This window comes from Cohnella sp. GbtcB17, from assembly GCF_019091135.1.
Taxonomy (GTDB): domain Bacteria; phylum Bacillota; class Bacilli; order Paenibacillales; family Paenibacillaceae; genus Cohnella.
On sequence record NZ_JAGXJW010000054.1, the window covers coordinates 20,259 to 42,075 of the forward strand.

Below are 21,817 nucleotides of genomic sequence, written 5' to 3' on the forward strand. Positions count from 1 at the left end.
TTTTCAGAATGAACTCCTGCCCACTACTTATACCAGATTCAGCGGCTCGCCGGTCGCAAGTCCGCATATATTGTCCACCCAAGTCTCGTATCCCCGCTGAAGCACCTCCACGGAATACCACGCCGTATGCCCGGTCTGCAGCAGCCGGCCTTCGGCGATCTGCCTGGCGGCACGCTCGTCCTTGTCCGCGATCGGAAACAGGTCGTCTACCGCGTAGCCGCGCAGGCGGCCCTCTTCGATGGCGTGTACGACCGCGTAGGGATCGACCAGCGCGCAACGCGAGACGTTGATCAGCGTCGCACCGCTCTTGATGCGCGCGAGCTCCGCTTCGCCGAAGGCGGCTGGTCCCTGCCACTGCGCGGGCATATGTAAGCTTACGATGTCGCTAGATGCGAGCAGCTCGTCGAGGTCGACCAGTCGGACGCCCGCCGCGCTTCTCTCACGCGGATCGCAGGCCAGCACGCGCATCCCGAAGGCAGCGGCCAGCTCCGCCACGCGCGAGCCGATCCGGCCGAGCCCGACGATGCCCAGCGACTTGCCGCGCAGCTCGAAGCCGAGCACGCTCGTGCCGGGCGGCACGCGGCCGCGCACGCGATCCTGGCTCAGATGGATGCGCCGCGACATCGTCAGCATCATGCCGAGCGCGTGCTCGGCTACCGAGTCCGCGGAATACTCGGGCAAATGGCTAAGTGCGATGCCATGCGCCTTCAGCCAGGCGGTATCGATATAATCGACGCCGGTCGCAAACACGGCAATGCCACGCAGCTTCGGCAGGCGCGACAGCCATGTACCGTCGATCGACGGCACGGAGCGCGGCGTCAGCCCGCATACGTCCGCATCCTTCAGCATGTCGACGAGCGTATCGGGCGGAAGCGGGCTTTCCGCCGCGAAAAATCGGACGTCGGCGGTCTTCTCCAGCCGCGCGGCCTGGGGCTCGGTAAAGGTGCTTCTTCCTCTTGCCGTGATGATGACGACTTTCGAACGGTAGGGCATGAGCGCTTCCTCCTCTTCAGATCGATCGGATTCTCCTAGTTTTAACCCAATTCCTCCCTCTTCGAACGACGATACGCAGACGTCAACCGGTCTTGACGGGCGCCGTGTCCGGATAACGGAACGGCAGCAAAATCTCGAACGTCGTGCCGCTCCCCAACTGGCTGTAAACCTGAATCTTGCCCTGATGGTTGTCCACGATCTTGTAGCTGACCATCAGGCCGAGCCCAGTCCCTTTATCCTTCGTCGTGTAAAACGGCTGGCCCATCTTGGCGAGCTGGCTGTCCTCTATGCCTGGCCCTTCGTCCACGATGCGGATGCGCACCGAGTTGTCGACGCGTTTCATATGAACGCGGATGGCGCCGCCGTCCGTCATCGCTTCGATCGCGTTTTTGATGACGTTAATGAATACCTGCTTGATCTGGCTCTCTACGCCGTAGATCCAGAGCGGATCCGGGCCGAAGTCGCTCTCGATCTGGATGCTGTGCAGAATCGCCTGCGTCTCGAGCAGCGTGACCGTCTCGCGCATGACGTGTCGGGTATCGTAATACGACAGCTCGTACACTTGAGGCTTGGACAGCATGAGCATCTCGCTGACGATATTTTCGATGCGGGTAAGCTCCGACTTCATAATGTCGTAATACGTGCCGTTATTTTTTCTCCCGGAAGAAAGCAGTTGGAGAAAGCCCTTGAGCGATGTCAGCGGGTTGCGGACCTCGTGCGCGATACCGGCCGCGAGCTGGCCCGCTACGTACAGCTTTTCCGAATTGATTAGTAGCTCTTCGTTTTTTTTGCGCTCGGAAATGTCACGGATAATGATCTGCAGGGCAGGCTCGTTCTCGATCGACGTCATCAGCTCCACGATCTCCGTATTGAGCGTCCGGCCTTTGAGCGTGACCCACTCCTGCTCGAGCGGCCCGCTGTTGCCGGTCATGGCGAGATTGTGCATGCGCTCCCGCACCCTGTCGTGATCCTCGGGCAGTAGGTACTCGAAGATGGACGACCCCAGCAGCTCCTCCGGCTCGGTCGCATCGAACATCCGAAGTCCCGCTTCGTTCACGAATACCCATTTATCCTTTTTGAAAATGGCGATCGTGTCCAGCGAGTTCTCGACGAGCAGCTTGTACCGTTCATCCATATGATTCATGCGCTTGTCGATATACCAGGTGAACAGCGTCGACGTCAATATCAGCAGCATGCCGATGCCGATAATAATGGACAGCCGGTAAATATCCTCCTGCAGCCGGTCCGCGGATGCGTACATGGCACTGTCCCGATATTGGAGCAGCATCGCTTGCTTGGAAATTTGGCTCTCGACGAATACCGCCATGCCGAGCGTCAGGCTGGCCAGCCATTTGTTCCGCTCTCCGGGCCATTCCGACAGGCGAAGCGCCGCATAGATGCCGCTGAACAGCAGAAGAACGCCGAGAACGACGTAGACCGTCACTGTTCGGATCTCCGAGACCGTCTCGCCCAGCTCGCCGAAGTAGCTCATGAAGGCGACGGCGAAGGCCAGGATGAAGCTGCCGGCGGCCAGGCGGTATCGGATCGTATTTTGAAAAGCGAGCATGACAAATGCCATCGAGCTGAAAAAGATCGTGAACAGCAGCGATACGACGGCCGCCCACGTGAATACGATCGTCTGGTCCCACGCCAGCGTCGTCAGGAATTGCTTGACCCACATGCCGATGCCGAATACAAAAGCCCCGCCCGATAACCAGAATACGCGGAAGTGATTGTCTTTGCGCTGGAGATTGCCAGTGAAGTTAAACATGGTGTAGGATGCGATTATGCTGATAATCAGCGCCAACAGCAGAAGACCGATCTTCCAGGACGTCTCGGAATCGTACATCGTGTGATCCCCCGCAGTCGAAGATGTAATAAAGATGTAATGTGAATGCCTTGGTGATACACTTCGACAAGTTTTAAGAAAATCCTACTTTTTCCAACTTAAAAAAATGGAGGTTTTGCATGAAATGTTAAGAAAAATGGCAGGAGAGTTCAAAACGTTTGCTATGCGCGGCAACGTGATCGACCTGGCGGACGGCGTGATCATCGGGGGCGCGTTCGGTCAGATCGTGACATCGCTCGTCAACGATATCGTTATGCCGCCGATCGGGCGGCTGCTGGGGGGCGTGGATTTTAAGGATTTGTACTGGCGGATCGGGGATTACAAGGAAGGTACCGTCGCCTCATCGATCAAATCGCTGGAGGACGCTCGCAATGCTGGCGCACCGGTCATCGCGTACGGGCAATTCATCAATATTATCATCAACTTCCTCATCATCGCCTTCTGCGTATTTATGCTGGTGAAGGTCATCAACAAGCTGACGGAGGGCCGCAAAAAGGACGAGCCGCTCGCCGAGCCGACCTCGAAGGAATGCCCGTACTGCCTGTCGGTCGTGCCGATCAAGGCGGTGCGCTGCGCACATTGCACGTCGGAGCTTGAGTCGACGGCAAGCGCATGAGCGGAAATGAGAAGGCGAACGATGCCGACAGTATGAGCGGCGGGAACACGGGAAGCCCCGACGCTCGCAAATCGGAGGAGCGGTTCGACATTTACGATGAGCAGGACCGCCCCATCGGCACCGCGACGCGTTCGGAGGCGCATGCGCGCGGGCTGTGGCACCATACGTTCCACTGCTGGCTCGCGCGCCGCGGCGAGGACGGCCGGGCGCGCATCCTTTTCCAGCGACGCAACAAGGACAAGGATACGAATCCCGACCGCTTCGACATCACGGCGGCCGGGCATCTGTCTGCCGGCGAGACGGTGCGCGATGCGGTCCGAGAGCTCGAAGAAGAGCTCGGGCTTCGCGTTGCGCTCGAGGATTTGGCGCTGCTTGGCACGTTTCGCGAGGAGGACGAAGGCTTCGCCCAGGGCGTGCGGTACATCGACCGCGAGGTCAGTGAGGTGTACGGCTACGTGACCGACCGGAGGCCTGCGACGTTCCGGCTGCAGCGCGAAGAGCTAGCCGGCTTGTACGAGGCGGATGCGGAGGCACTGCTTGCGCTGATGCGCGGCGAGACAGAGACGGTATTGGCGAATGGCGCTGAGTTGGATGCGGACGGCTTGGCGGTGCCGGTGTCCGGCGTCGCAGTGAGGCTCACGGACTTTGTGACGCGGGACACAACATATTACATCCGCGTGATCGAGGCGTTGATGCGGCTGGTATAGCGGGGATGGTGCGAGGTGGCGTCCGGTTGCAGCAGGCAGTTTTCAACTGGGACTTCCTTGGGCAACATAGCGACGCAGTCAAGGCAGTTAGTCCTAATCGGGACTATTTCCGGCCATCAGGTGGCGCAGTCGCAGCATTTAGTCCTAAGCAGGACTTCTTCCGGCTGTCGGGCAGCGCGCTCCAAGCTAAAGGTTCCATTCAGAACTTCCGCCCCCTCCGACTCGCCCCATAAAAAAGCGCAGCCCCGAATCGACGCTTTCGAGGCTGCGCTTTTTTACGACCGCCTGATCTCCTGCCAACTCAGCTTGCCGGCATTCAGCTTGCCTTCCAGCCATTTCCCGTTCGGCAAGCTGTAATACAGCACCTCGCTTCGTTCGTCCCCGTCCGTATCCCATACGCGCAGGAAACGCACGTCCGGCTTCGCGCCGAGCACACCACCTTCGCCGATCAGCTGCCAGTTCTGATGGAGGTACGCCTGTGCCCCCTGCGTCGAGGTCCCTTCAGACGAAACGCGGCCCAGCCACCAGCGACCGCTTTCCGGCACGTACCGGAGCAGCTCCGACGGTCCGTCCGAATCCGCTCGTTCGCTCGCACTTGAATTTTCCGCGAATCGGCCTCCCCATTCCAGCATGCCCTGATTGACGCGCCCCGCCGCTTCCCAGTTGCGGTACCATCCGTCGATCATGCCGTGAATGTTGTAGAACACCGTGTTGCGCGGGGCGACGTCGAAGTCGTTGATGTCGGGCTCCCCGTACAAGTCCGCCGCCATCTCGTGGATGCAGCCGTGCAGGCCCGAGCCTTCGATGAACAGTCCCAGCTCGTCGGCCGTCCGAAACGACTGCGGCTGCATCACGATCCTCGCCTCCGCCGACCGGTCATAGCACGGCGCACGCCGAATTTCTTCCGGCACCCGCTGCCACGGCGCGACCAAAGACGTATCGTAGCGCTGCCGGCCGTACCAATCGAGCGCCCTGCGAATGAATCCCCGATGGAACTGAAGAAACTGCGTGCCGTATCCCGGACGCAGCTGCGACGGATCGCTCACGTGATGTGCGTGGTGCCAGTTCATATGCTCTTCCAGCAGATCCTCCGGAAAGTTCGCTATTGTCGGCATTCCCGTCCAGCCTCCCCATGCCTGCGGCCGAAAGGGCACAGGCATTCGCCTTGTTTGCAGCATCATATGCGAGGGACTGGGCTTAAGGTGAATCCGAAAGCGCGAGACGAATCCCGTCTACTCGATAATCTCGATTTTCCGCAGGCGATAGATCTGGTAGAGGTGCGTCACGATGACCTTCAGCACCGCGTAGCCCGGCACGGCCAGGAACATGCCCAGCAATCCGAATAGACTCCCTACAATGAGCAGCACGATGATGATCGTGAGCGGGTGGATGTCGAGCTTCTTGCCCATGATCTGCGGCGACAGCAGTCGGTCCTCGATCTGCTGCGCGATGAGGATGACGACGATCGTCCAGACGACCTTCCACGGCGAATCGATGAACGCGACGATCACGCTCGGCACCGAACCGATGAGCACGCCGACGTACGGGATGACGTTGAGAAACGTAAACACGATCGCCAGCAGCAGCGCGTATTTGAGCCCGATGATAAGGTAGCCGGTCAGCATCATGATGCCGAGGCAGATGCTCACCAGAATTTTACCTTGTATGTAGGCGCTGAGCGCTTTGTCCATTTCCATCATGATCGACTTGGCTTGGTCGTCGTGCTTGTCGGGCACGATTTTAACGACGTAATCCGGCACCTTGTAACCCGTCTTGAGCATATAGTAGGCGATGAACGGCACCGTCGAGAGCAGCAGCACGAACTGCGAGATCCAGCCCATAATCTTGTTGAAGGCGTTGCCCGTGTTGGAAATGACGCCATTGACCAGGTCGGGAATGCGGGAGGTGAGGTCGAACTTCGGATCGTTCAGATACTTGGTCGCCCACTCGTATTCCTGGAGCTTGTTCACTTGATCCTGCGCGAGCTGGACGAGCTGCGGCACGCTGTCGATGAGACTGTCGATCTGATCGCGAATGATCGGGCCGACCAGCATGATAAAAAACGTGAACAACGCCGCCAGCGCCAAGTATACGATCGCAATCGAGGTCGACTTGTTGATGCCCCTTTTTTCCAATATACCGACGACCGGCCGCAGCAAATAGTACATGATCGCCGACAGCAGCATCGGCAGGAGCAGCACCTCGAGTACCGTTACCAGCGGGTTAAAAATAAACCTGACCTTGGAAGCCAAGAAGATGATCACCAGCACGACAATGATGCCGTAGCCGATCCTGAAATACTTGCCTTGAGGCATGCAGCCCACCGACCTTCGGAAAGTTATAATAAGATATAACCTTCGTCGGCCGGCGGGAAACTCCTTCTTACTCGGTCGGCATGCCCGCCGCTTTGCGAACCTCGTTGGCCAGGCGATTGAACTCCGCCTTGTCCGCCTTCGTCGTCGCCGCGAACCATGCTGCGGACAGGAACTTGATGATTTTCTCCGCGTCTTCAGGCTTCATCGTAATCTCCTCCTCCTCGTCAGGATCGGAATCGGGCTTAGGATCTGGATTCGGATTTGGGTTCGGGTTCGGGTTGCCGACCGGATTCGTGTCCCACCAGCCTTCGTTGCCGTAGGACTCGTTCAGGTCCAGCGCGATGCCGGATACCCTCGTGTCGATCTTATATTGGAAAATGTTCGCTTTATCGCTGCGTTTGCCCCGGCTCCAGGCGTACGTCTGCCAGAAGTGCGTGCAAGCGCGGCGCTTCGCCATCTCCTCGACGACCGCATAGGACCCGTAGACGCCCGTCTCGTAGCCCGTCACTTGCTTCGCCGCCGCCTTCAGGTAAGCTTCAATGGCGTCGAAGTCCTTCGGCTGCGCATCGTAATCCACCGCGAAGTAGATCGCGGTGCCTTTCGGCTGCCCGACGGCGAGCGCCTCCGCATAGGCGGCGGCTCCGTCGTTGCGCCCCGCATCCGCTCCGCTCGCCGCGCGGTTCGCCGTCGTCTCGTACACCGAGACGATCTGCATGCCCGCCGACGTGATCAGCTTCGCCTCGTCCGCGGTCATCCGCTTCCAGGCGTACGACGGCGGCACCAGGTAACGTGCGGCGAAGGCGTAGCCGGCGGACGCCAGCGCCTTGGCTTGCGCGGCCGTGACAGGCGTGGCTTTATCGATGCCTTTTGCCATGGGGATGGCTCCTTTCTTGTAGGCGTTAAAGGACTGTGAGGGATACATAGGGTGAGGTAGTGCTTGTTGTATTTTATTCGGGGACGAATGTTGGGGCACGGCGCTCGTCCTAACCTTGGATGGTCGCTTTATACAGGCTCTATGACGATGCTATTCCACTTCGCGGGGAACAGCGCCGGCGAGCCGCTTTTATTTAAAATCATGCCCACGTTTTGGCCATTGCCTATACCGGCATACTCCGCATTGCTCAGCAAATGGTCAATTGCGATATTTCCATTCAAGTAGATCAAAACGCGTTTGCCTTTGCAAACGACTTTGAGTTCATAGTACGTGTCGTTCGCAAAATCGTAACGATATGTTTGTGGCGTAGAGAAAACGCCCGCAATGCGCTTATTCAGCTTCAAAGTGGTCGCATCGAAAGAAATCCAAAAATGATTGCTTGCATCTACCCGTTTAAAAGTTAAACCTGCCATGCGTAGGCCGCTTGTCAATTGACCCTTTAACTTGGCGGAAACGGCATAGTCTGGCTCGGCGATGACCAGCGTAGCGGCTTGACCGTCGATATCAGACGTATTGGTGGCTTCATTGCCCGCGATGGCCCACCCACCGGTTGTCGCCCATGCACCTCCAACATTCGCGCTGCCGAGCGCGGAAGCGTCCGGACGCGTAAACGTATCGTAGGCGATGCCTGCAAACTGAGAGGAGATCGCTCCTGCGTCATCCACCGATATTTTAAAAGGGACATTTTTAGGAGATCGGGCTACCGGCTCTTTGTAGCCGTTGATTTTACCGATATAGTTTTCTGCCGCGATCTCCTCTTTTGTATAAATGCCCTTCTCGAAGTAATGCCTGTCCGAAGGAGAGAACGGCGATACATCGTCGTAAGTGACCATTGCGCCGCAAAAATATGTCGGGGCCGATACAGGAAGATCCGAAACGGACAGTTGAATATATTGGCCGTCCGACGTGCGACTGCCTCTGCCCACCGATTGAATCCACTTCGTATAGGCACCGCCCAAGGAATAGGGATAAAGCACTTCGTTGCCAGCGACTCCTCCGGAGATTCGGGCCGAATAGGCACTATTAGCTGCTCCACCTTGGATGAATATGCTGTATGCAACGTCCCGCGTAGGGTCGAGTTGAACCGGTCCTTGATCGACTAGACCTGTCGTGCCGCGAAATTTAATTTTTAAATTGGGCTTGTCCACTCCATTGGGCGTAATCTTGAATACTACCGGATTCTCCCCGACGATTTGTTTCACTTCTGGCGACAAGGGAACGGGAAGGGTAGAAAGATCCTGAACTTGCTCAATGGTAGCGCCGTTGCCGGCAACTCTCCAGTTTCGAATGTCGTTCACGTTTTGCAGCAAATTAATTCCTGGCGGACTAAACAAACGTTGCTGACGTTGATCAAGCGTTGTTTTCAAATCGAGGTTCTTATAGACATCGTCGTTTTTCGCGTTAATGGTGGCCTGGCTTAGAGTTACGCCTTTCAAATTAGCGCTCGACTGCAGTTGATGAATATAAGCGGAACCGATGGCACCCGGAGCCCCGGATTTTACCAAAGCGGCGCTTCCCGTATCCATCCGTACGTTGGATCCTATACGCCCAAGGTATGCGGCGTATTTTTGCTTCTCGGCAAGCGGTTTAAGCGTATCGGGCAATGCGAAAAACCAGCCTGGGGAACCGTTTTGAACGGGCGATGACCAGGAAAATCCAAAGCCATTGATGTCCAAGCCGTTCGACGAAGCATTGTTGAGCAATTTAATGGCGGCTTCTCCGATGACCTCGAACTGCAGGAAGTCAAATTCTCCGCTGAGGCCTACAGGGTCCGTTCGAACACCTCCATCATCGATACATTGATAAATGCCGTAAGGACTGAAGCCCGCATGCACGTTCCAGAAGGCTCCGCCAAGTCCACTATTGCCCGAGGTCCCGATAAGAATGCCGCAGAACGTCCCGTTAATATTGCCGCGCTCGAACGTATAGTCGTAATTGTTCGTTTTGACATACACGCCCGCAAGCCCGCCCCAAGTACAGTCCCGAGATGTGACATGACCAACGGTGTTGTTAAGCAAGAGACCGACTTTAATATTGCGCGTCCTCACATTCTCGAAGACGGGCGTCGCTCCTCCATACACCCCGATAGCGGCCGGACCCACTGCGAACATTTCGTAGCGATCCTGATCGAACCACGTCTTGTCCACCCAGTTGGCCAGATTGACCAGATTGTACGCTGTCGGTCCCCATACCATGATGTCCCGCACGATTCCGCCAGTTCCTGCTACGCTTAGGCATGGCATCAAGTCCGTCGGATTGACCGGCAAAAAGTTGATCGTTGTCCCGCCCGATCCGCTGTCCACATACGGGGCGTCGCCCCTAAATACGCGGCAGTCGATATCGAGCGTGTCCGTAATGACGTATCTGCCCGACGGGACGTACAAATTGTGCTCTTTGTCGCAGGCCAGCAATGCCGCTTTGAACGCGTTTGTGCTGTCCGTTGCGCCTGTCGGATCTGCACCGTAATCGAGAACGTTAAATTCCATTTCAATTCCTCCGTTCAAAATGGTTTAATCCCAGAACATGCATTCCCCTAAAACTATTAGTTGGCAATCGTACGACAAGTAGTTGCTAAAAAATCCTGGAGAGGTTATCTTTAGGATTCGCCCGTTCACGTTAGTTTTTTCCGCTGATTGTATCGACGTTCGAGTCCTCTTGCTTTTGATTAAATTGTTCAAGCCGTTTGGTGATGACGCCCGGCAGAGAGACGCCGAGCGCGCCAAAGTTTTCAACCAGGCTGAGGCCTTCTCTTCCGACGTAAAAATAGATCGCGGCCGTCCGGAACATGGGCACCCCGGGTTGCAGCCAATCGTCCAACTGTGCCGCCAGCCCAACGACGGCCAGCACGATGATTTTCCGAATGCCGCCCCAGTAGAGCTTGTCCGAGTTTAAGTTGTGATTTTTGATCGCACTGGCAACGCCGCTGACATAGTCTAGGACAATGAGAGTGAATAGCACTTCCAGCGCTTTGTCCCAGCCACCGAGGATCGTAGTAAGAAGCATGCCGATCGCCGCCCCCATTCCACCCGCGAATGCCTCTTTGCCGCCGGCCGCGGCCGCATACCAGGCGTTGGATAGTAGTAGTTTCAGTTGTAGCAGGTCGACCCCCTCCAAAATAGGAAAGACACCGTTTGCTTTCCGGTGCCTTAAAAATAGGTATTTAATTAACGAATCCAATCAACGCCGCCCCATCAGCCGCTTAATCGTCGGCATCCAGGATGGTTTGCACTTCAGCGCGTTTGCTTTCCGGTACGTCGTCGATCGTCTTCAGCGCCCGACGGATCAGGTTCGCATAAACTTGGGCCATTTCAGCTCTCACCTCCTTCAAGCGCAGTCAAACGCGCTTCCAAGGCATCGATTCGGGCCTGCTGCTGGATGATGGTATCGTATGCCTCGGCGAGCCCGAGCATCGTATTAACGGCCTCTTCCTCGCGGGCGGTGTCGGCGGCCGTGGCCGTCTCGTATACCTCGGCGACGGCGAGCATGGTGTGTACGCTTTCCGCTTGCAGCGCGGCGACCTGGGCCGACAATGGCGTCTGGTAAACTGGCGAATCCTGTGGATTCTCTGGATCGGGATACGAAAAAAGCAGCGAGGGCTGCTCGCTGCTTATGTCAACCCGATACCCATTTGCGGCCATAAAGTCTTCGGCGAACTCGCCATACTCCAGCTGAAGCATGCCGACCGTTTCCGGGTCGCGCTCCTTCAACGCCAGGTATGCTTTGAAGTCCTGCCCGATGGTCGTTTCGACGACGTGGCCTGTGCGCTCGCCCGTGTTAACGACGATGTTCCCTGTCGCCTTGTCATAGTAGATTCTGCGACCGATCTGTAACATGTGCCTGCCTCCTTTTTATCCCCATGCGAACCAATAAAAGCTATTTCCGTTGCCACTTGCAACGACAGAAAAACCGCCCGCGTACACGCTCCAGCTTACTGTTATGTGTCTGGTGCCGTCCATCCAACTGGAGAATGTGTTAGCAGTGGGCCACTGCGTCCGCCCATTCCATACGGCTCGTATCGTGTTATCCCAAGCGCCCATTACAACCTCGACGACAATTAGGGTCGGTGTAAACGATAGTCCGTTAACGACGTTCGTAGTTCCCACGGGGTCAGAGTAGCCGCTCGCAAAAGCGGCGGTCGACCCGTTTCCCGTTATGCCTAATAGCGTCACGCCTTTTAAAATATTGGATGCCTTATGGCTAGGATCAAAATTATGGAGTTCTGTCGTTCCGGGATTTCCAAAGCCCCCACCTTGTAAATAAGCACCGACAGGAAAACCGAAGGACATGTTACCTTGTCCGTCGGCCCAGGCATTCGTGATGTTGGTTCCCAGCGGGTAAGTCGGCATCGTACCCGGCGTACCGAACATCGTTTTATTGCTCGGCCAGTTCGCCGGTACGAAGTTCGGATCATTGGCTATTAATGTACCGAATCCGCCCGTATTTTTGCCGGGACCGTAAACGCCTAGAGGCGGCTCCATGACGATATTGCCACCCGAATCTGCGCGCGCCGATACTGCGGTAATGTACTGCCCTGCGGCTGGGTTTCCGCGACGGTCAGGCAGCGTTCCGGCGGTTTGGTAGTTCGTACCCGCGCTGAACTTCTTCGGTGCGGCAACATCGCCCGGCACGGCGTCACCCGGAATAAATATTTGCCCCATCGATTACACCCCCAAAATAGACGCGGATACTTTCGCGGCGCCAGAGACGGACGACGAAATTTGAATGCTTACCTGTGCCGTTGTCGCGTTAATGAATACGGGCAGCAGCGAATAGCTACCCGCTGTCATGGATTGTCCGCCAATAACACTCGTCGTTTGCGCCCCGCCCGCGTCCGTGTACTGAACGTTTAAGTTAACGGTCGTTGTCGCCGTTATCCGAAGATAAATAAGCGCCTGATAGTTCCCCGCAGATGGAGGCGTAAATAACAGGGCAGCCTGCCCCGTACTGCTGGTGACATTGAACTCGCTCACCGACGCGGATTTCGCGACCAGGTCGGGCGATGTGACGACAGGCGTCGGGAGTACGGTCGAATCGGTCGTGTAGACGCTGCCCAGTTGGGCGTTCATTACGTTGCTTGCAGCCGTCGCGCTTTGGGACGCTCCGCTAACAAATACCGTGTACAGTTCGCTTCCGCTATTCGAATTAGATACCTTGAAAGCGATGGGTATTCTCCAGCGAGTGTTGGTTGCGTCCCATGCTAGGTTACCTATCGATATGACATTCTTTGTGGCGCCGATCGCTTCGGTATACCTGGACTCTTGCAGGTTTAGTGTTCCGGTAGGTCCTGCGTTGATAGCAAACCGTTTTGTTACCTGGCCGGTCCCGTTTACGAAGTTCCAAGTGCCAACGACAGTTATGTCGAAGTAGCCGTTAAAATTTGTATTCGCGGGAAGGTAAACGTCGGCTTTTTGGTTAACCCCGCCATTTGACGCGAACGCTATTTCCCCGACTTTCTTGCTGAAGGAGTTCCCGTCGGAAAAGACTGGAGCATATACCCGTCCTTTGAAGTTTGCGCTGTAGTCGGTGGCAAGGCGAAGGGTCGCGTTTCCGTCGTTCTGCGAATCCCCGTTAACAATAAAATTAAGGTATCCGCTAGCCGTCTCTGCCCTGACGTAATTGGCGTTATTCCGATTGAATGTTACCGCGCTACCAGAAAGGGTTGCCGTATTTCCACTTGTCGTAGACGTGATATTCCCCTGGGCCCCCATCGATCCTAAGATTGATACAGAGCCCGCGAAGGTCGCGTTACCCGTTTTCCGCTCGATTCCTAGCGCTTTATTCAGGTATGCCCCGTCGTCGGCATAGTTCCAGAGGGCGAAGTCGCCGCCTGTGTTACTTCCCGCCTCGGTACCGATCATGCCGAATTGCCAGCGCGCCGTCCCTCCAGTACTTCGGGCGGACAGGAACGCATTTCCGCCTGCCGCCGTCCCGACCTGTGATATGAACGCCCCATCGGCCTGAATATTACCGTGGCCCCATATCCCACCTTTTGCATAGATGCCCGCGCCCAACGTCCCAAGCTTGGATACGTCGCCATAGTCATCCGATGCAAGCAGGCCGCCCGATTTCACAATCTGCGCGGCGCCTGCCACGTTAAGAAAGGTAAACCCGGCGTTTGATCTAAAGGTTGTGGCCATGACGTTGCCCGATACGTCCAGCCCGCCAACAAAAATAACGCCGTTGCCGTCGCGGATGGGAATTGTATTGATAGCTGAAGCGAATTGGGCGTGATAGCCTTCCAGTAAGTCCGCATCCAAGCCACTACCCGCGCCGTCGTTGCCCGAATCCCACATTTTCCGCCAAGCGCCCCACGTGCCGTTATTCTTGATTCGGAACCGCTGAGAAGTCTCAGAGAGGGAATTGATAGGCATGTGCCGTTGCATGATGTAACTAGTATTCTGGCCCCATACAATATTTTCGAGGTAACCTTGGTTGGACCCGTCTGTACCAGCGAACGGACTCCCCGTAAACGTTGCCGGCGTGGCATATACCCCGCTCGTCGTCAGTGCATCAGCATCGGATATAACCGTTGTCTCGAACTGGTATAGACCCGCCAGTTTGCGGCCGCCGACCATTTCGGCGTTCAGGTTCGGGACAAGCGTCGTAGACGCCACGTATATCGGCTGGGTACCCGTCGCCACACTTGACGCTAAAGAATTTGCATGCAGGTCTCCCGCCGCATTCCTAGCGGCCACTGTATTCGGAGTAGCTGTTCCAGAAACGGCATGGAATCCATCTACCGTGTCGGCGTTAAGGCCAGCGCCGGTTGATTGTACGAATGTGAGCGCCGTCGTCCCGAGCGTCACCGCGCTTGCATTACTAAGCGAAAATCCCTTAGCACCATTAGCCGTCCCAGCCCGAACATACACGCTGATGCCCGCCGCAACCTTTGCCGAGCTGTCCGCATCCGCCGCGCGCGTCCAAGCCCCGGATGTGGCGACGTATATACCGTTCTGACTTCCCGTCGTCTGATTCTTGACGAGCACCCTATCGCCGGCCGCTAGAACGACGCCGTCTACCGTCTGCAGCCCTGACAGCGTGATATTCGCCGTCGTCGCGACGCGCACATCTCCATCGACACCATTCAACGCCATGGCCGCATCGATCTTATCCCAGTTGTCGTTCAGCATCGTCTGAATATTAAACGTATCCGCGCCGTCCGTCGCCGGGTTCTTCTTGAGCAGGTTCAGAATGCTCGTAAAAATAGCCATGCGATAAGCCGCTCCCTTCCCTATGCATCCAAGAACGGCGCGAAGTCCGTCAGCGGATGGCTTTGCATTTGATTGATCGTCAGCCCGTTAACCTCGTTAACGGTCAAGTACCTAAACGAATACGACACGGCCAGATGCGCCGGCACGATGGCGTTCAAAGCGTCTTTAATATCGTCAAGGTTAGGCGGCAAGCCGACCGTATCCACGAAGCGAATCGTCACCGTGTAAAGCGACGGCTGCTGCGTCACCTCGATCGCGCCGTTGTCGAACGATTCCGCCACGCTGCGCATTAACGCAACCGTCACCGTACCGGTGCCGCGAAGCTTGGACTTGACCAGGCTGCGCCGCTGTTCCATCGGTTTCATAGGATCCGTCGGGATGCCCAGGTCGCTCTCCCAGCGATCCAAGCCCCACGTCGCCGTGTCTACGAAAAATTGCGCCAGCGTCTCATCCAGCGCGCGCTGGAGCAGGTCGAGCTCCGTCCCTTGCGATTCCATCAGCGAGCGCATAACGCGCGAAGAAGCGTAGTAACCCGGCAAATAGCCGAGCATCTCCTGCCCTCGCACACTTGTCATCGTTGCGGGTTCAGACACTGGCATTCACCGCCCCGGGCACCGCGACCTGACCGATCCCGACCGTTACGTTGGAGGTACCGCCATTGATGGTCAAATTCGAGAGGTCCACGATGGCCGTAACGTCGAGCAGCAAGCTGTTTACCTTCGAATAACGAACGACGGCATCGGCAAAAGCAAGCGACTTCAGGTATTCGGTCATCATCGCCTGAATGCCCGCGACAGCCTGCGCCAATGTCCAGCCGGTACGAAGCGTCAATTTCACGCCGATGACAATCGGCACTTCAGCAGGCGCGGCCACAATGACGTTTGCACCGATCGGCGCCTTGCCCGATCCCGTGCCCGCCGTACCCGGCGCGATCACATCCTGCACGACAGTCACGATCGCCGCGGAGGCCGCGCGCTTCTCCTGGTTCAGCACAAACACCTTTACTGTACCCGGCCCGTTCCACAGCGGCTGCACCTGTGCGCCGCCGACGCCGTCCGTCTCGAGCGCCCACTGCAAATAGTCCGCCCGGTTGCCGCTCGTGCCCGGATTGCGTACTTTTAACAGATAGCGCTCCAGCAGCGACGCATCGCTCTCGGTCTCGGCGCCTCCGCTCATGGCTGCTGCATTGGCGATGCCCGTCACGCCAGGCACCGGTTCGACCAGCACCGCGATCGACCCGGCCGCAATGTTGCCGGCCAGCCCTGCCTCGACCGCCATTACGCTCGCTTCCACCAGCCCCACGCCGCCGATCGTAATTGCCTCAACCGTCTCGAATTCCACCGACGGCGTCGACGTGACGGCATCCGCAGCCGTAGCCACGCGCGTGCCAACAGGCACCACAACGCCCGATGCCCCCGCAAAAGTCACCTTCCCCGTCGCCCGCTCCGCCGGACGCCGTTCTATGCCATGCTCGCCGCATCTAAGATCCAGATATGCGCCGAATGCCGTCGTCGCGAACCCGCGTCGCAGCACCTCCTGCGCCCAGCCCGCCGACAAAAACAGCTCGTAAGCCGCAGGCGCCAGCGCGTCCCAAATATACGAGCCCTCGGCCTTGTCCACGTCCGCCGGAATTCGTCCCAGCATGCGCGCCAGGATGCTCTCTTCCCTTTGCTCCGTTAAATAATCCGGCAACGCCGTCATCACAAGCTCACCACGCTTCCCTCAATCGTTCCCGCTTCGTCCCGCACGCTGGTCACCGAGCAGACGAAGCTGCATGCGTCGCCCTGCCACGCAAAAGCAAATCCCCCGACGCGCGCCGTTCGCGGATCGGCCAGCAGCGTCTCCGAGGCGATGCGCGCGATCTCGCTCTCGACGGCGGCACGCGAGAGGCCGAGCCCGATGAGCGACTCGAACTCATGTCCATACAGCCGTGAATACACGAGATGGCGATACCGCTCGGTCGCAAGCGCCTTGCGGCACCATTCGAGCCATGCCTCGGCGTCTGCGGCAGCGCCCGCGATTTTCCCCGTTGGCGTCAGTACGAATTCACCCGCTTCAAAGTCAAACTTCCAGCTCCGACCAAACGACGCGCCCGACGCCTGCGTCTCGTCCGGAATCACTTCCGCAACGACCGGCGTCGCCGGAAACAAATCAACCACCCGGACTCACCACCTTGCATACGACGACCGCCTGACTGCCCCCGGCAACCGGGATCGCGAGTACGCGATCTCCCGGCGCCAGTATCAAGCCCTCCGCCTGCAAAAAATCCGGCATTTCATATTTAAAAGAATCCAGCTTCAAGCCGGCTCCCGTCATCGTCCCCAGTTCCGCGGGCACCCCCGCGACTTGCTTGGCCGCCACCCGGTTCATGCGGCTCTCCAGCGCGGCGGCCAGCTGTTTGTAAGGATCAGCCACAATAATCCCTCCTCACCTTGGCTTCACGAGCCAGCTCCAGCTGCATATGCCCCGGCTCGCCTAGCTGATGCCGGACGGACGTCACAAATAGCCGCTGCCCGTCCAGCTCGACCAAGTCCCCCGCCCGAATCAGATTGATATCGAGCGCCGTCACCGACATCGTTTCCTGCAAGCCGAGCAAAAGCGGCTCCGCCGCCTTGCGCGCCTGGGCGGGCGTCTCGATCGCGCAGTCCTGCAGCACCTTTTGCAGCGTACCGTATTTGTCGATCTCGCCCTTGACGATCGCCAGCACCGGAGACAGCTTCGTCTCGCTTCCCTCGCTGCCGAGCACCTTCACCTGCGTGACGGCTCCCTCGAGCGTCCGTTTCTGACTGACCGACTCCAGCGACTCCAATTGCCATACGTTCTCATTGCCGCCCAGCTTGACGAGCGTCAGTCCGTTTGGCGTCATGCGCGGGCGATACAGATCGCCGCCCTTGCTGGCCGTCTCCTTCAAATCTCCCAGAATCATGCTGAAAATCGACTGGCTTCGCTTCACGCTGCGTTTCAGCTTAATCTTCGTGTCCGGCAGCGACGCGAGCGGAATGTTCCAGCCTGCCGCATAGGACGCGAGCCGCTCCGCCGCCGTCTGACCGTCCGGCATCAGCCGCTCGTCCTCGGACTTGGACAGATACAGCGTCCGGTCGTAGGCCGTGACGTTCAGATGCTTGCCGCTGCCCGCCGCGCGTTCGCTCTCGCACTCCCACACGAGTGCCGGATGAAGCAGATAAGCCATTCCCGCCGAACCGTAAGGAACGCCGGAAATGCGAATCTCCTGTCCCGGCGCGATGGCCGGCAGGCCCGGACGTACCGTCAGGCGAATATTCGCCCGATAAGCGATCTCCTCCAGCGAATCTTCCAGCGTAATCTCTTCCGCCAGATCGCCCAAATAATATTTCCCATCCAAAACCACCTCGTAGCTCACGGCATCACCAGCTTCTGCCCCGGATGGATCAGGCCCGGGTCGCTGCCGATCAGCGCTTTGTTTTTCGCGTAAATCTCGCCCCATCTTGCACTGCTGCCGAGTTCCCGCTTGGCGATCGCGTAGAGCGTGTCTCCTTGGCGAACGGTGTACGTCTTCGGGACCGGCTTCAAGTCCGTGCGAACAGTCGCGCCAGACGCTGCCGTCGTACGGACCTTCGGCTCCCGCCAAGTGCGAATCGCGATATCGAAATAGATGTCGCCGGGCTCTCCGCCCCGCAGACTGGTCGAGTGGGAGGAGATGTAGCCGAGTATGTTAATGCCGGCCTCCGTGATAAGGAGACGCACCGGCTGCTTACTGACCATATAGCTCGTGAGCAGGTTCATTGAGCCGATCGGATCCTGGTCCGCCGGGAAGAAGGAGGAGAACGAAATCTCCTTCAGCTTCTCCTCCTGCGCCATATCCACCTCGCCGAGCGAGAGGATGTTGACGGTTTCGAGCTGCTTTTCGCGCCGAATCGAGACCTCTTCCGGATTGACGGGAAAAAGGAAACTGTTTTTACCGGACGCATCCTTCAGATAAAATTCCACGCTTCTCCTCCTTCCGCCGCGCGGCAATGTATATTAAGGCCGGTTCTCCAACGTCTGCCGGATCGAGGCCGTAAGTCGGGTGCTGACCTGCGCCGTGATCGCGTTGTAGTCGATCTCGGTCTCCTTGACCGTCAGTTGGACGGCGCCTGCGGGAATGTTGATGTTGATGGTCGGGGCTGGCTGGGGCGCTCCCTGGCCACGGGCCATACCCGGGGTTGCCGGGCTCAGAGGCACACCAGGCGCCGGGAGCGCTTGAATCTGGGAAAGGGACCGCGTCATGATTTGTTGAACGGAACGCGGTACTTGAATGCCTGCTGGGAGACCCGAAATTGCAGCTCCGCCAAGCAAGCCACCCGCTAGAAGGGAGGTTGATACCGGCCCTCTCGTTGCAGTTGTAGACAATGCCGGTTCACTTAAAGGAGAGGTCCCGCCGGCAGAAGCTGTGTCGGGTTTCTTTCTTCTCTTGCCTAGCCAACCAAACGCCTTATTGGCGTAAGAACCAAGTTTTTCGCCGACGGCACTGCCGCCAAGACCGCCGATTGCGCCGCCGACCAAACCGCCGATCGCGGTGCCGATACCAGGAATGACCGATCCGATGGCAGCGCCCATCGCAGCGCCTCCCGCTGCACCGGCCCAGCCGCCTGCCGCGCTGCCGATTGCTTTTGCGCGCTCGTCTCCGCTTTTGGCCGTGACGATACTGGCTACGTCAGAGATCGCGCCGAGCGGACGCAGCAGCTTGCCTCCAATCTTTCCGACCTTCAAAAAGCGCTTGAAGATGTTGCCGGAAGCAGACGAGGCGACCGTGTCAGCGGCCGCTTCTGCCATACCGCCGCCATTGCGCAATTTGCCGAATAGCGCTTTGCCGGCTCCCAAGGCTCTGCTGGCGGCGTTCTTAACAGCGCCTGCTGCTCTGCCGGCAGCGTTCTTTCCTTTTTCCAGCCCTTGGCCCGCTAGAGCCTTTCCGCCGTTCCACAGTCGGCCTGCATGGCTTTTTCCTGCGTCCCAGGCGCTGCTGGCAGCGTTTTTGACTGCGCCGGCCGCACGACCGACGGCAGCTTTGCCCTTGACCAACGCTTGTCCCGCAAGCGATTTTCTGCCGTTCCACAGTCGGCCTGCCGTATTTTTGCCTGCGTTCCAGGCGCTGCTCGCCGCGCCTTTAACCGCGCCGGCAGCCCGTCCGGCGATGGCCTTGCCCTTGTCAATCACCTGCCCGGCTGCCGCTCGGCCCTTACTCCATACCTGGCCGGCTACCATCTTGCCTTTTTCCAATGCCTTGCCCGCTACGGATTTCCCGGCCGACCAGGCTTTCCCTGCGAGCGCTTTGCCTCCGCCCAGGAGCGTCTTGACGATCAGGCCTCTGCCCACCGTACGGATGAGTCCGCCGATGGCCCTGCCCAGTCCTCCGAACGCCTGTCCGAGCATTCCGCCGGCTCGCGAGCCTCGACCGCCTCGTCCACCGCCTCCACGCGAGCCGCGTCCGCCTCGTCCACCACGCCCGCCTCGGCCGCCGTATGACGTTCCTTTGCATTTGCATTGGCATACGCAATTCACCTTGACGGTGATTTTGTCTTTGCCTTTTTCTTCGTCCTTCTCTTCCGGAAGCAATATTTTAAGCCAACCCAAGCCGGGTATGCCGGAAAGCGTCTTGATGCCTTTGTCAATCATGCGGACGGCCCATTCTTTAAGGCGATCCTTGTATACGTCCAATATTTCCTTACCGAGATCCTTCACATAGTCGAGAATGCGTTCCCATAACGATTTGTCCTTGCCTTTATCCGGGGGCCCTTGTCCGCCGCCGATACTGGTTCCTGCCGCAGCCTCGGCCAATGCTGAAACGCGAACATTCACGTTTACCCTGGTGTTGACCACCGTCTTGACGACTGTCTTGACCACCGTTTTAACGACTGTCCTGACGACCGTTTTGACCGACACCTTCATTGCAGCCTTCATTTTTTCAGTAAAGCTGGCTTGCATGCGAATCCGCCAATCCTTTTTCGTCAGCGACTCGAGGTGCATGCGAATCTTCCTGATCGGCTCGCACAAACAATCGCTCAACCTTATCGGGATCACGACCCGCATCCGCGACAGCCGGTCCACCCGCCGCTGGATGCTCTCCATGTACCGGTCGACCGCACGCAGCTGCGTCACCGTCTCCTTCAACCCATCCGCATCGATAATGTAATCGTAAGGCACCGCATTGTCCGCCATCTGTCGCCTAACCTCCTTTCCCGCCGTTCTGGCCGCGCTCGGCTTCGAGCTCGAGCTCCATGCTCGCCATCAAAAAGAGCTGCTCCCCCCGGGGAAGCAGCCAGAACTGTCCGGGGCGCAGATGGTGCCGGACCCAGATGGCATGGAGCATGCCGGCCAGCGCCCCGGAGGCGATCAGTTTTTTACGTCTTCAAGCTCCGTATTGAAGCCCGAGAGATCGAGCACGACGTCGCCGAGCGCCGACAGCTCGCCTGCGAGCAGGATGCGCTTGACGACTTCCTCGGCGCTGCTCGCGCTGAACTTGGCCAGCAGCTTCCCGTCGCCCCAGGAGGGCGACACGGTGGATGCCGCGATCAGCGACACGTTAAACAGCTCTTCGTCGAGCCGCTCGACGGTCTGGCCGCGCCTTTCTTTGCGTTCCGTACAGCGCTCGCGGATGCTGAACACCTGCTTGCCCGTGAGGCCCCGAATTTTCACCGGGATGCCGAGCCGCTCCAGCAGCACCGTGCGCTCGGGGAGCGTATCGGCGTCGAGCAGCCGCTGCAGCACTTGTTCTTCCGTCATTTGACCGATGTCGATCGTCATGCCTAATGCCTCCCTTAGTTCGCCTTGATCGGATCGAGCAGCTCGTAGCCCTCGAACGTAAACGCCGTCTCCTCGGCCACTTCCTCGCCCGCCGTCCAGTTGGCCAGCTGCAGCTTGTCCGCCACGCAGTTGGTCAGCCGAATGCGCTCGAAGCCGTACGCCTCCGGATCGGACAGCTTGTTGATGATCTCGAACTTGGCGAAGCCACGCGCGATCATATCGCTCGTCACCTTGTAGCCGCTCATCGTGCCGGTGCCTTTCTTGGCGCCCAGCTTGTGCTGCGTCCATTCCGAGCCGGCGAGCTTGAGCCCCCGCTTCTCCACCTCGACCGACGCCTCCAGGTGGTTGATGTTCGTCTGCCAGCTGCCGTCGATGAATACTTGCCCGTAAGTACCGAGAATCGCTCTGGTCGGATCCATCATGATCTGTCGTC

Annotated in this window: 23 protein-coding genes; 2 read left to right on the forward strand and 21 right to left on the reverse strand. The window is 58.1% G+C overall.

The features are described 5' to 3' along the window. Positions 1 to 27 precede the first annotated feature (27 nt). Together KVT38_RS25480 and KVT38_RS25485 are read right to left on the reverse strand one after the other, a co-directional pair. The gene (locus KVT38_RS25480) at positions 28 to 993 is read right to left on the reverse strand and encodes a 2-hydroxyacid dehydrogenase (protein WP_217596561.1); all 966 of its coding nucleotides are present in this window, start codon (positions 991 to 993) and stop codon (positions 28 to 30) included. An 82-nt stretch (positions 994 to 1,075) separates the two neighbouring features. After that, on the reverse strand, positions 1,076 to 2,842 hold the full coding sequence (locus tag KVT38_RS25485) for an ATP-binding protein (RefSeq protein ID WP_217596562.1): 1,767 nt from the start codon (positions 2,840 to 2,842) through the stop codon (positions 1,076 to 1,078). 124 nt (positions 2,843 to 2,966) lie between these two features. Here KVT38_RS25485 and mscL point away from each other — a divergent pair, with 124 nt between their 5' ends. Continuing rightward, positions 2,967 to 3,458 carry a large conductance mechanosensitive channel protein MscL gene (gene mscL, locus KVT38_RS25490; protein ID WP_483298192.1) on the forward strand — a complete coding sequence of 164 codons (492 nt, stop codon included), beginning with the start codon at positions 2,967 to 2,969 and terminating at the stop codon, positions 3,456 to 3,458. Next, on the forward strand, positions 3,455 to 4,165 hold the full coding sequence (locus tag KVT38_RS25495; RefSeq protein ID WP_254639548.1) for an NUDIX hydrolase: 711 nt from the start codon (positions 3,455 to 3,457) through the stop codon (positions 4,163 to 4,165). Before mscL ends, KVT38_RS25495 begins: the two co-directional genes overlap by 4 nt. 275 nt (positions 4,166 to 4,440) lie before the next feature. Here the strand turns inward: KVT38_RS25495 and KVT38_RS25500 are convergent, their stop codons facing one another. The 19 genes from KVT38_RS25500 to KVT38_RS25585 all read right to left on the reverse strand — a co-directional run bounded on the left by KVT38_RS25500 (position 4,441) and on the right by KVT38_RS25585 (position 21,806). Beyond that, positions 4,441 to 5,280 (reverse strand): hypothetical protein, encoded by an 840-nt coding sequence (locus KVT38_RS25500; protein ID WP_217596563.1) that lies wholly within the window; start codon positions 5,278 to 5,280, stop codon positions 4,441 to 4,443. 117 nt (positions 5,281 to 5,397) lie between these two features. Further along, positions 5,398 to 6,480 (reverse strand): AI-2E family transporter, encoded by a 1,083-nt coding sequence (locus KVT38_RS25505; protein WP_217596564.1) that lies wholly within the window; start codon positions 6,478 to 6,480, stop codon positions 5,398 to 5,400. 67 nt (positions 6,481 to 6,547) lie between these two features. Further along, positions 6,548 to 7,354: a DUF1906 domain-containing protein gene (locus KVT38_RS25510; RefSeq protein ID WP_217596565.1), complete on the reverse strand. Its 807-nt coding sequence runs from the start codon at positions 7,352 to 7,354 to the stop codon at positions 6,548 to 6,550. A gap of 128 nt (positions 7,355 to 7,482) precedes the next feature. Beyond that, positions 7,483 to 9,900 carry a glycoside hydrolase family 55 protein gene (locus KVT38_RS25515; protein ID WP_217596566.1) on the reverse strand — a complete coding sequence of 806 codons (2,418 nt, stop codon included), beginning with the start codon at positions 9,898 to 9,900 and terminating at the stop codon, positions 7,483 to 7,485. 130 nt (positions 9,901 to 10,030) lie between these two features. Then, positions 10,031 to 10,591 (reverse strand): phage holin family protein, encoded by a 561-nt coding sequence (locus tag KVT38_RS25520; protein WP_254639549.1) that lies wholly within the window; start codon positions 10,589 to 10,591, stop codon positions 10,031 to 10,033. Between the two features lie 22 nt (positions 10,592 to 10,613). Then, positions 10,614 to 10,721 (reverse strand): CD1375 family protein, encoded by a 108-nt coding sequence (locus tag KVT38_RS34985; protein ID WP_254639550.1) that lies wholly within the window; start codon positions 10,719 to 10,721, stop codon positions 10,614 to 10,616. Between the two features lies 1 nt (position 10,722). Further along, entirely contained in the window at positions 10,723 to 11,247 is a 525-nt protein-coding gene (locus tag KVT38_RS25525; protein WP_217596567.1) for a hypothetical protein, read from the reverse strand. 15 nt (positions 11,248 to 11,262) lie between these two features. Beyond that, a complete protein-coding gene (locus KVT38_RS25530; RefSeq protein WP_217596568.1) occupies positions 11,263 to 12,072 on the reverse strand; it encodes a hypothetical protein in 810 nt (269 codons plus the stop codon). A gap of 3 nt (positions 12,073 to 12,075) precedes the next feature. Next, positions 12,076 to 14,625 (reverse strand): phage tail protein, encoded by a 2,550-nt coding sequence (locus KVT38_RS25535; protein ID WP_217596569.1) that lies wholly within the window; start codon positions 14,623 to 14,625, stop codon positions 12,076 to 12,078. Positions 14,626 to 14,645: 20 nt separating this feature from the next. Then, positions 14,646 to 15,218 carry a YmfQ family protein gene (locus KVT38_RS25540; protein ID WP_368859160.1) on the reverse strand — a complete coding sequence of 191 codons (573 nt, stop codon included), beginning with the start codon at positions 15,216 to 15,218 and terminating at the stop codon, positions 14,646 to 14,648. Beyond that, on the reverse strand, positions 15,211 to 16,326 hold the full coding sequence (locus KVT38_RS25545; protein WP_217596600.1) for a baseplate J/gp47 family protein: 1,116 nt from the start codon (positions 16,324 to 16,326) through the stop codon (positions 15,211 to 15,213). The genes KVT38_RS25540 and KVT38_RS25545 overlap by 8 nt, the downstream gene beginning before the upstream one ends. Beyond that, a complete protein-coding gene (locus KVT38_RS25550) occupies positions 16,326 to 16,784 on the reverse strand; it encodes a DUF2634 domain-containing protein (RefSeq protein ID WP_217596570.1) in 459 nt (152 codons plus the stop codon). The genes KVT38_RS25545 and KVT38_RS25550 overlap by 1 nt, the downstream gene beginning before the upstream one ends. After that, positions 16,777 to 17,040, reverse strand: a complete 264-nt coding sequence (locus tag KVT38_RS25555) for a hypothetical protein (RefSeq protein WP_483298193.1) — start codon at positions 17,038 to 17,040, stop codon at positions 16,777 to 16,779. Before KVT38_RS25555 ends, KVT38_RS25550 begins: the two co-directional genes overlap by 8 nt. Further along, positions 17,033 to 18,004 carry an XkdQ/YqbQ family protein gene (locus KVT38_RS25560; RefSeq protein WP_217596571.1) on the reverse strand — a complete coding sequence of 324 codons (972 nt, stop codon included), beginning with the start codon at positions 18,002 to 18,004 and terminating at the stop codon, positions 17,033 to 17,035. The genes KVT38_RS25555 and KVT38_RS25560 overlap by 8 nt, the downstream gene beginning before the upstream one ends. After that, positions 18,001 to 18,591 (reverse strand): LysM peptidoglycan-binding domain-containing protein, encoded by a 591-nt coding sequence (locus tag KVT38_RS25565; RefSeq protein WP_217596572.1) that lies wholly within the window; start codon positions 18,589 to 18,591, stop codon positions 18,001 to 18,003. Before KVT38_RS25565 ends, KVT38_RS25560 begins: the two co-directional genes overlap by 4 nt. Before the next feature lie 33 nt (positions 18,592 to 18,624). Then, positions 18,625 to 20,799: a hypothetical protein gene (locus tag KVT38_RS25570; protein WP_217596573.1), complete on the reverse strand. Its 2,175-nt coding sequence runs from the start codon at positions 20,797 to 20,799 to the stop codon at positions 18,625 to 18,627. Between the two features lie 7 nt (positions 20,800 to 20,806). Further along, on the reverse strand, positions 20,807 to 20,950 hold the full coding sequence (locus KVT38_RS25575) for a hypothetical protein (protein WP_217596574.1): 144 nt from the start codon (positions 20,948 to 20,950) through the stop codon (positions 20,807 to 20,809). A 23-nt stretch (positions 20,951 to 20,973) separates the two neighbouring features. Further along, the gene (locus tag KVT38_RS25580; RefSeq protein WP_217596575.1) at positions 20,974 to 21,384 is read right to left on the reverse strand and encodes a phage tail assembly chaperone; all 411 of its coding nucleotides are present in this window, start codon (positions 21,382 to 21,384) and stop codon (positions 20,974 to 20,976) included. Between the two features lie 14 nt (positions 21,385 to 21,398). Beyond that, complete coding sequence (locus KVT38_RS25585) at positions 21,399 to 21,806, reverse strand: phage tail tube protein (RefSeq protein WP_217596576.1); 408 nt, start codon at positions 21,804 to 21,806, stop codon at positions 21,399 to 21,401. Positions 21,807 to 21,817: the final 11 nt, after the last annotated feature.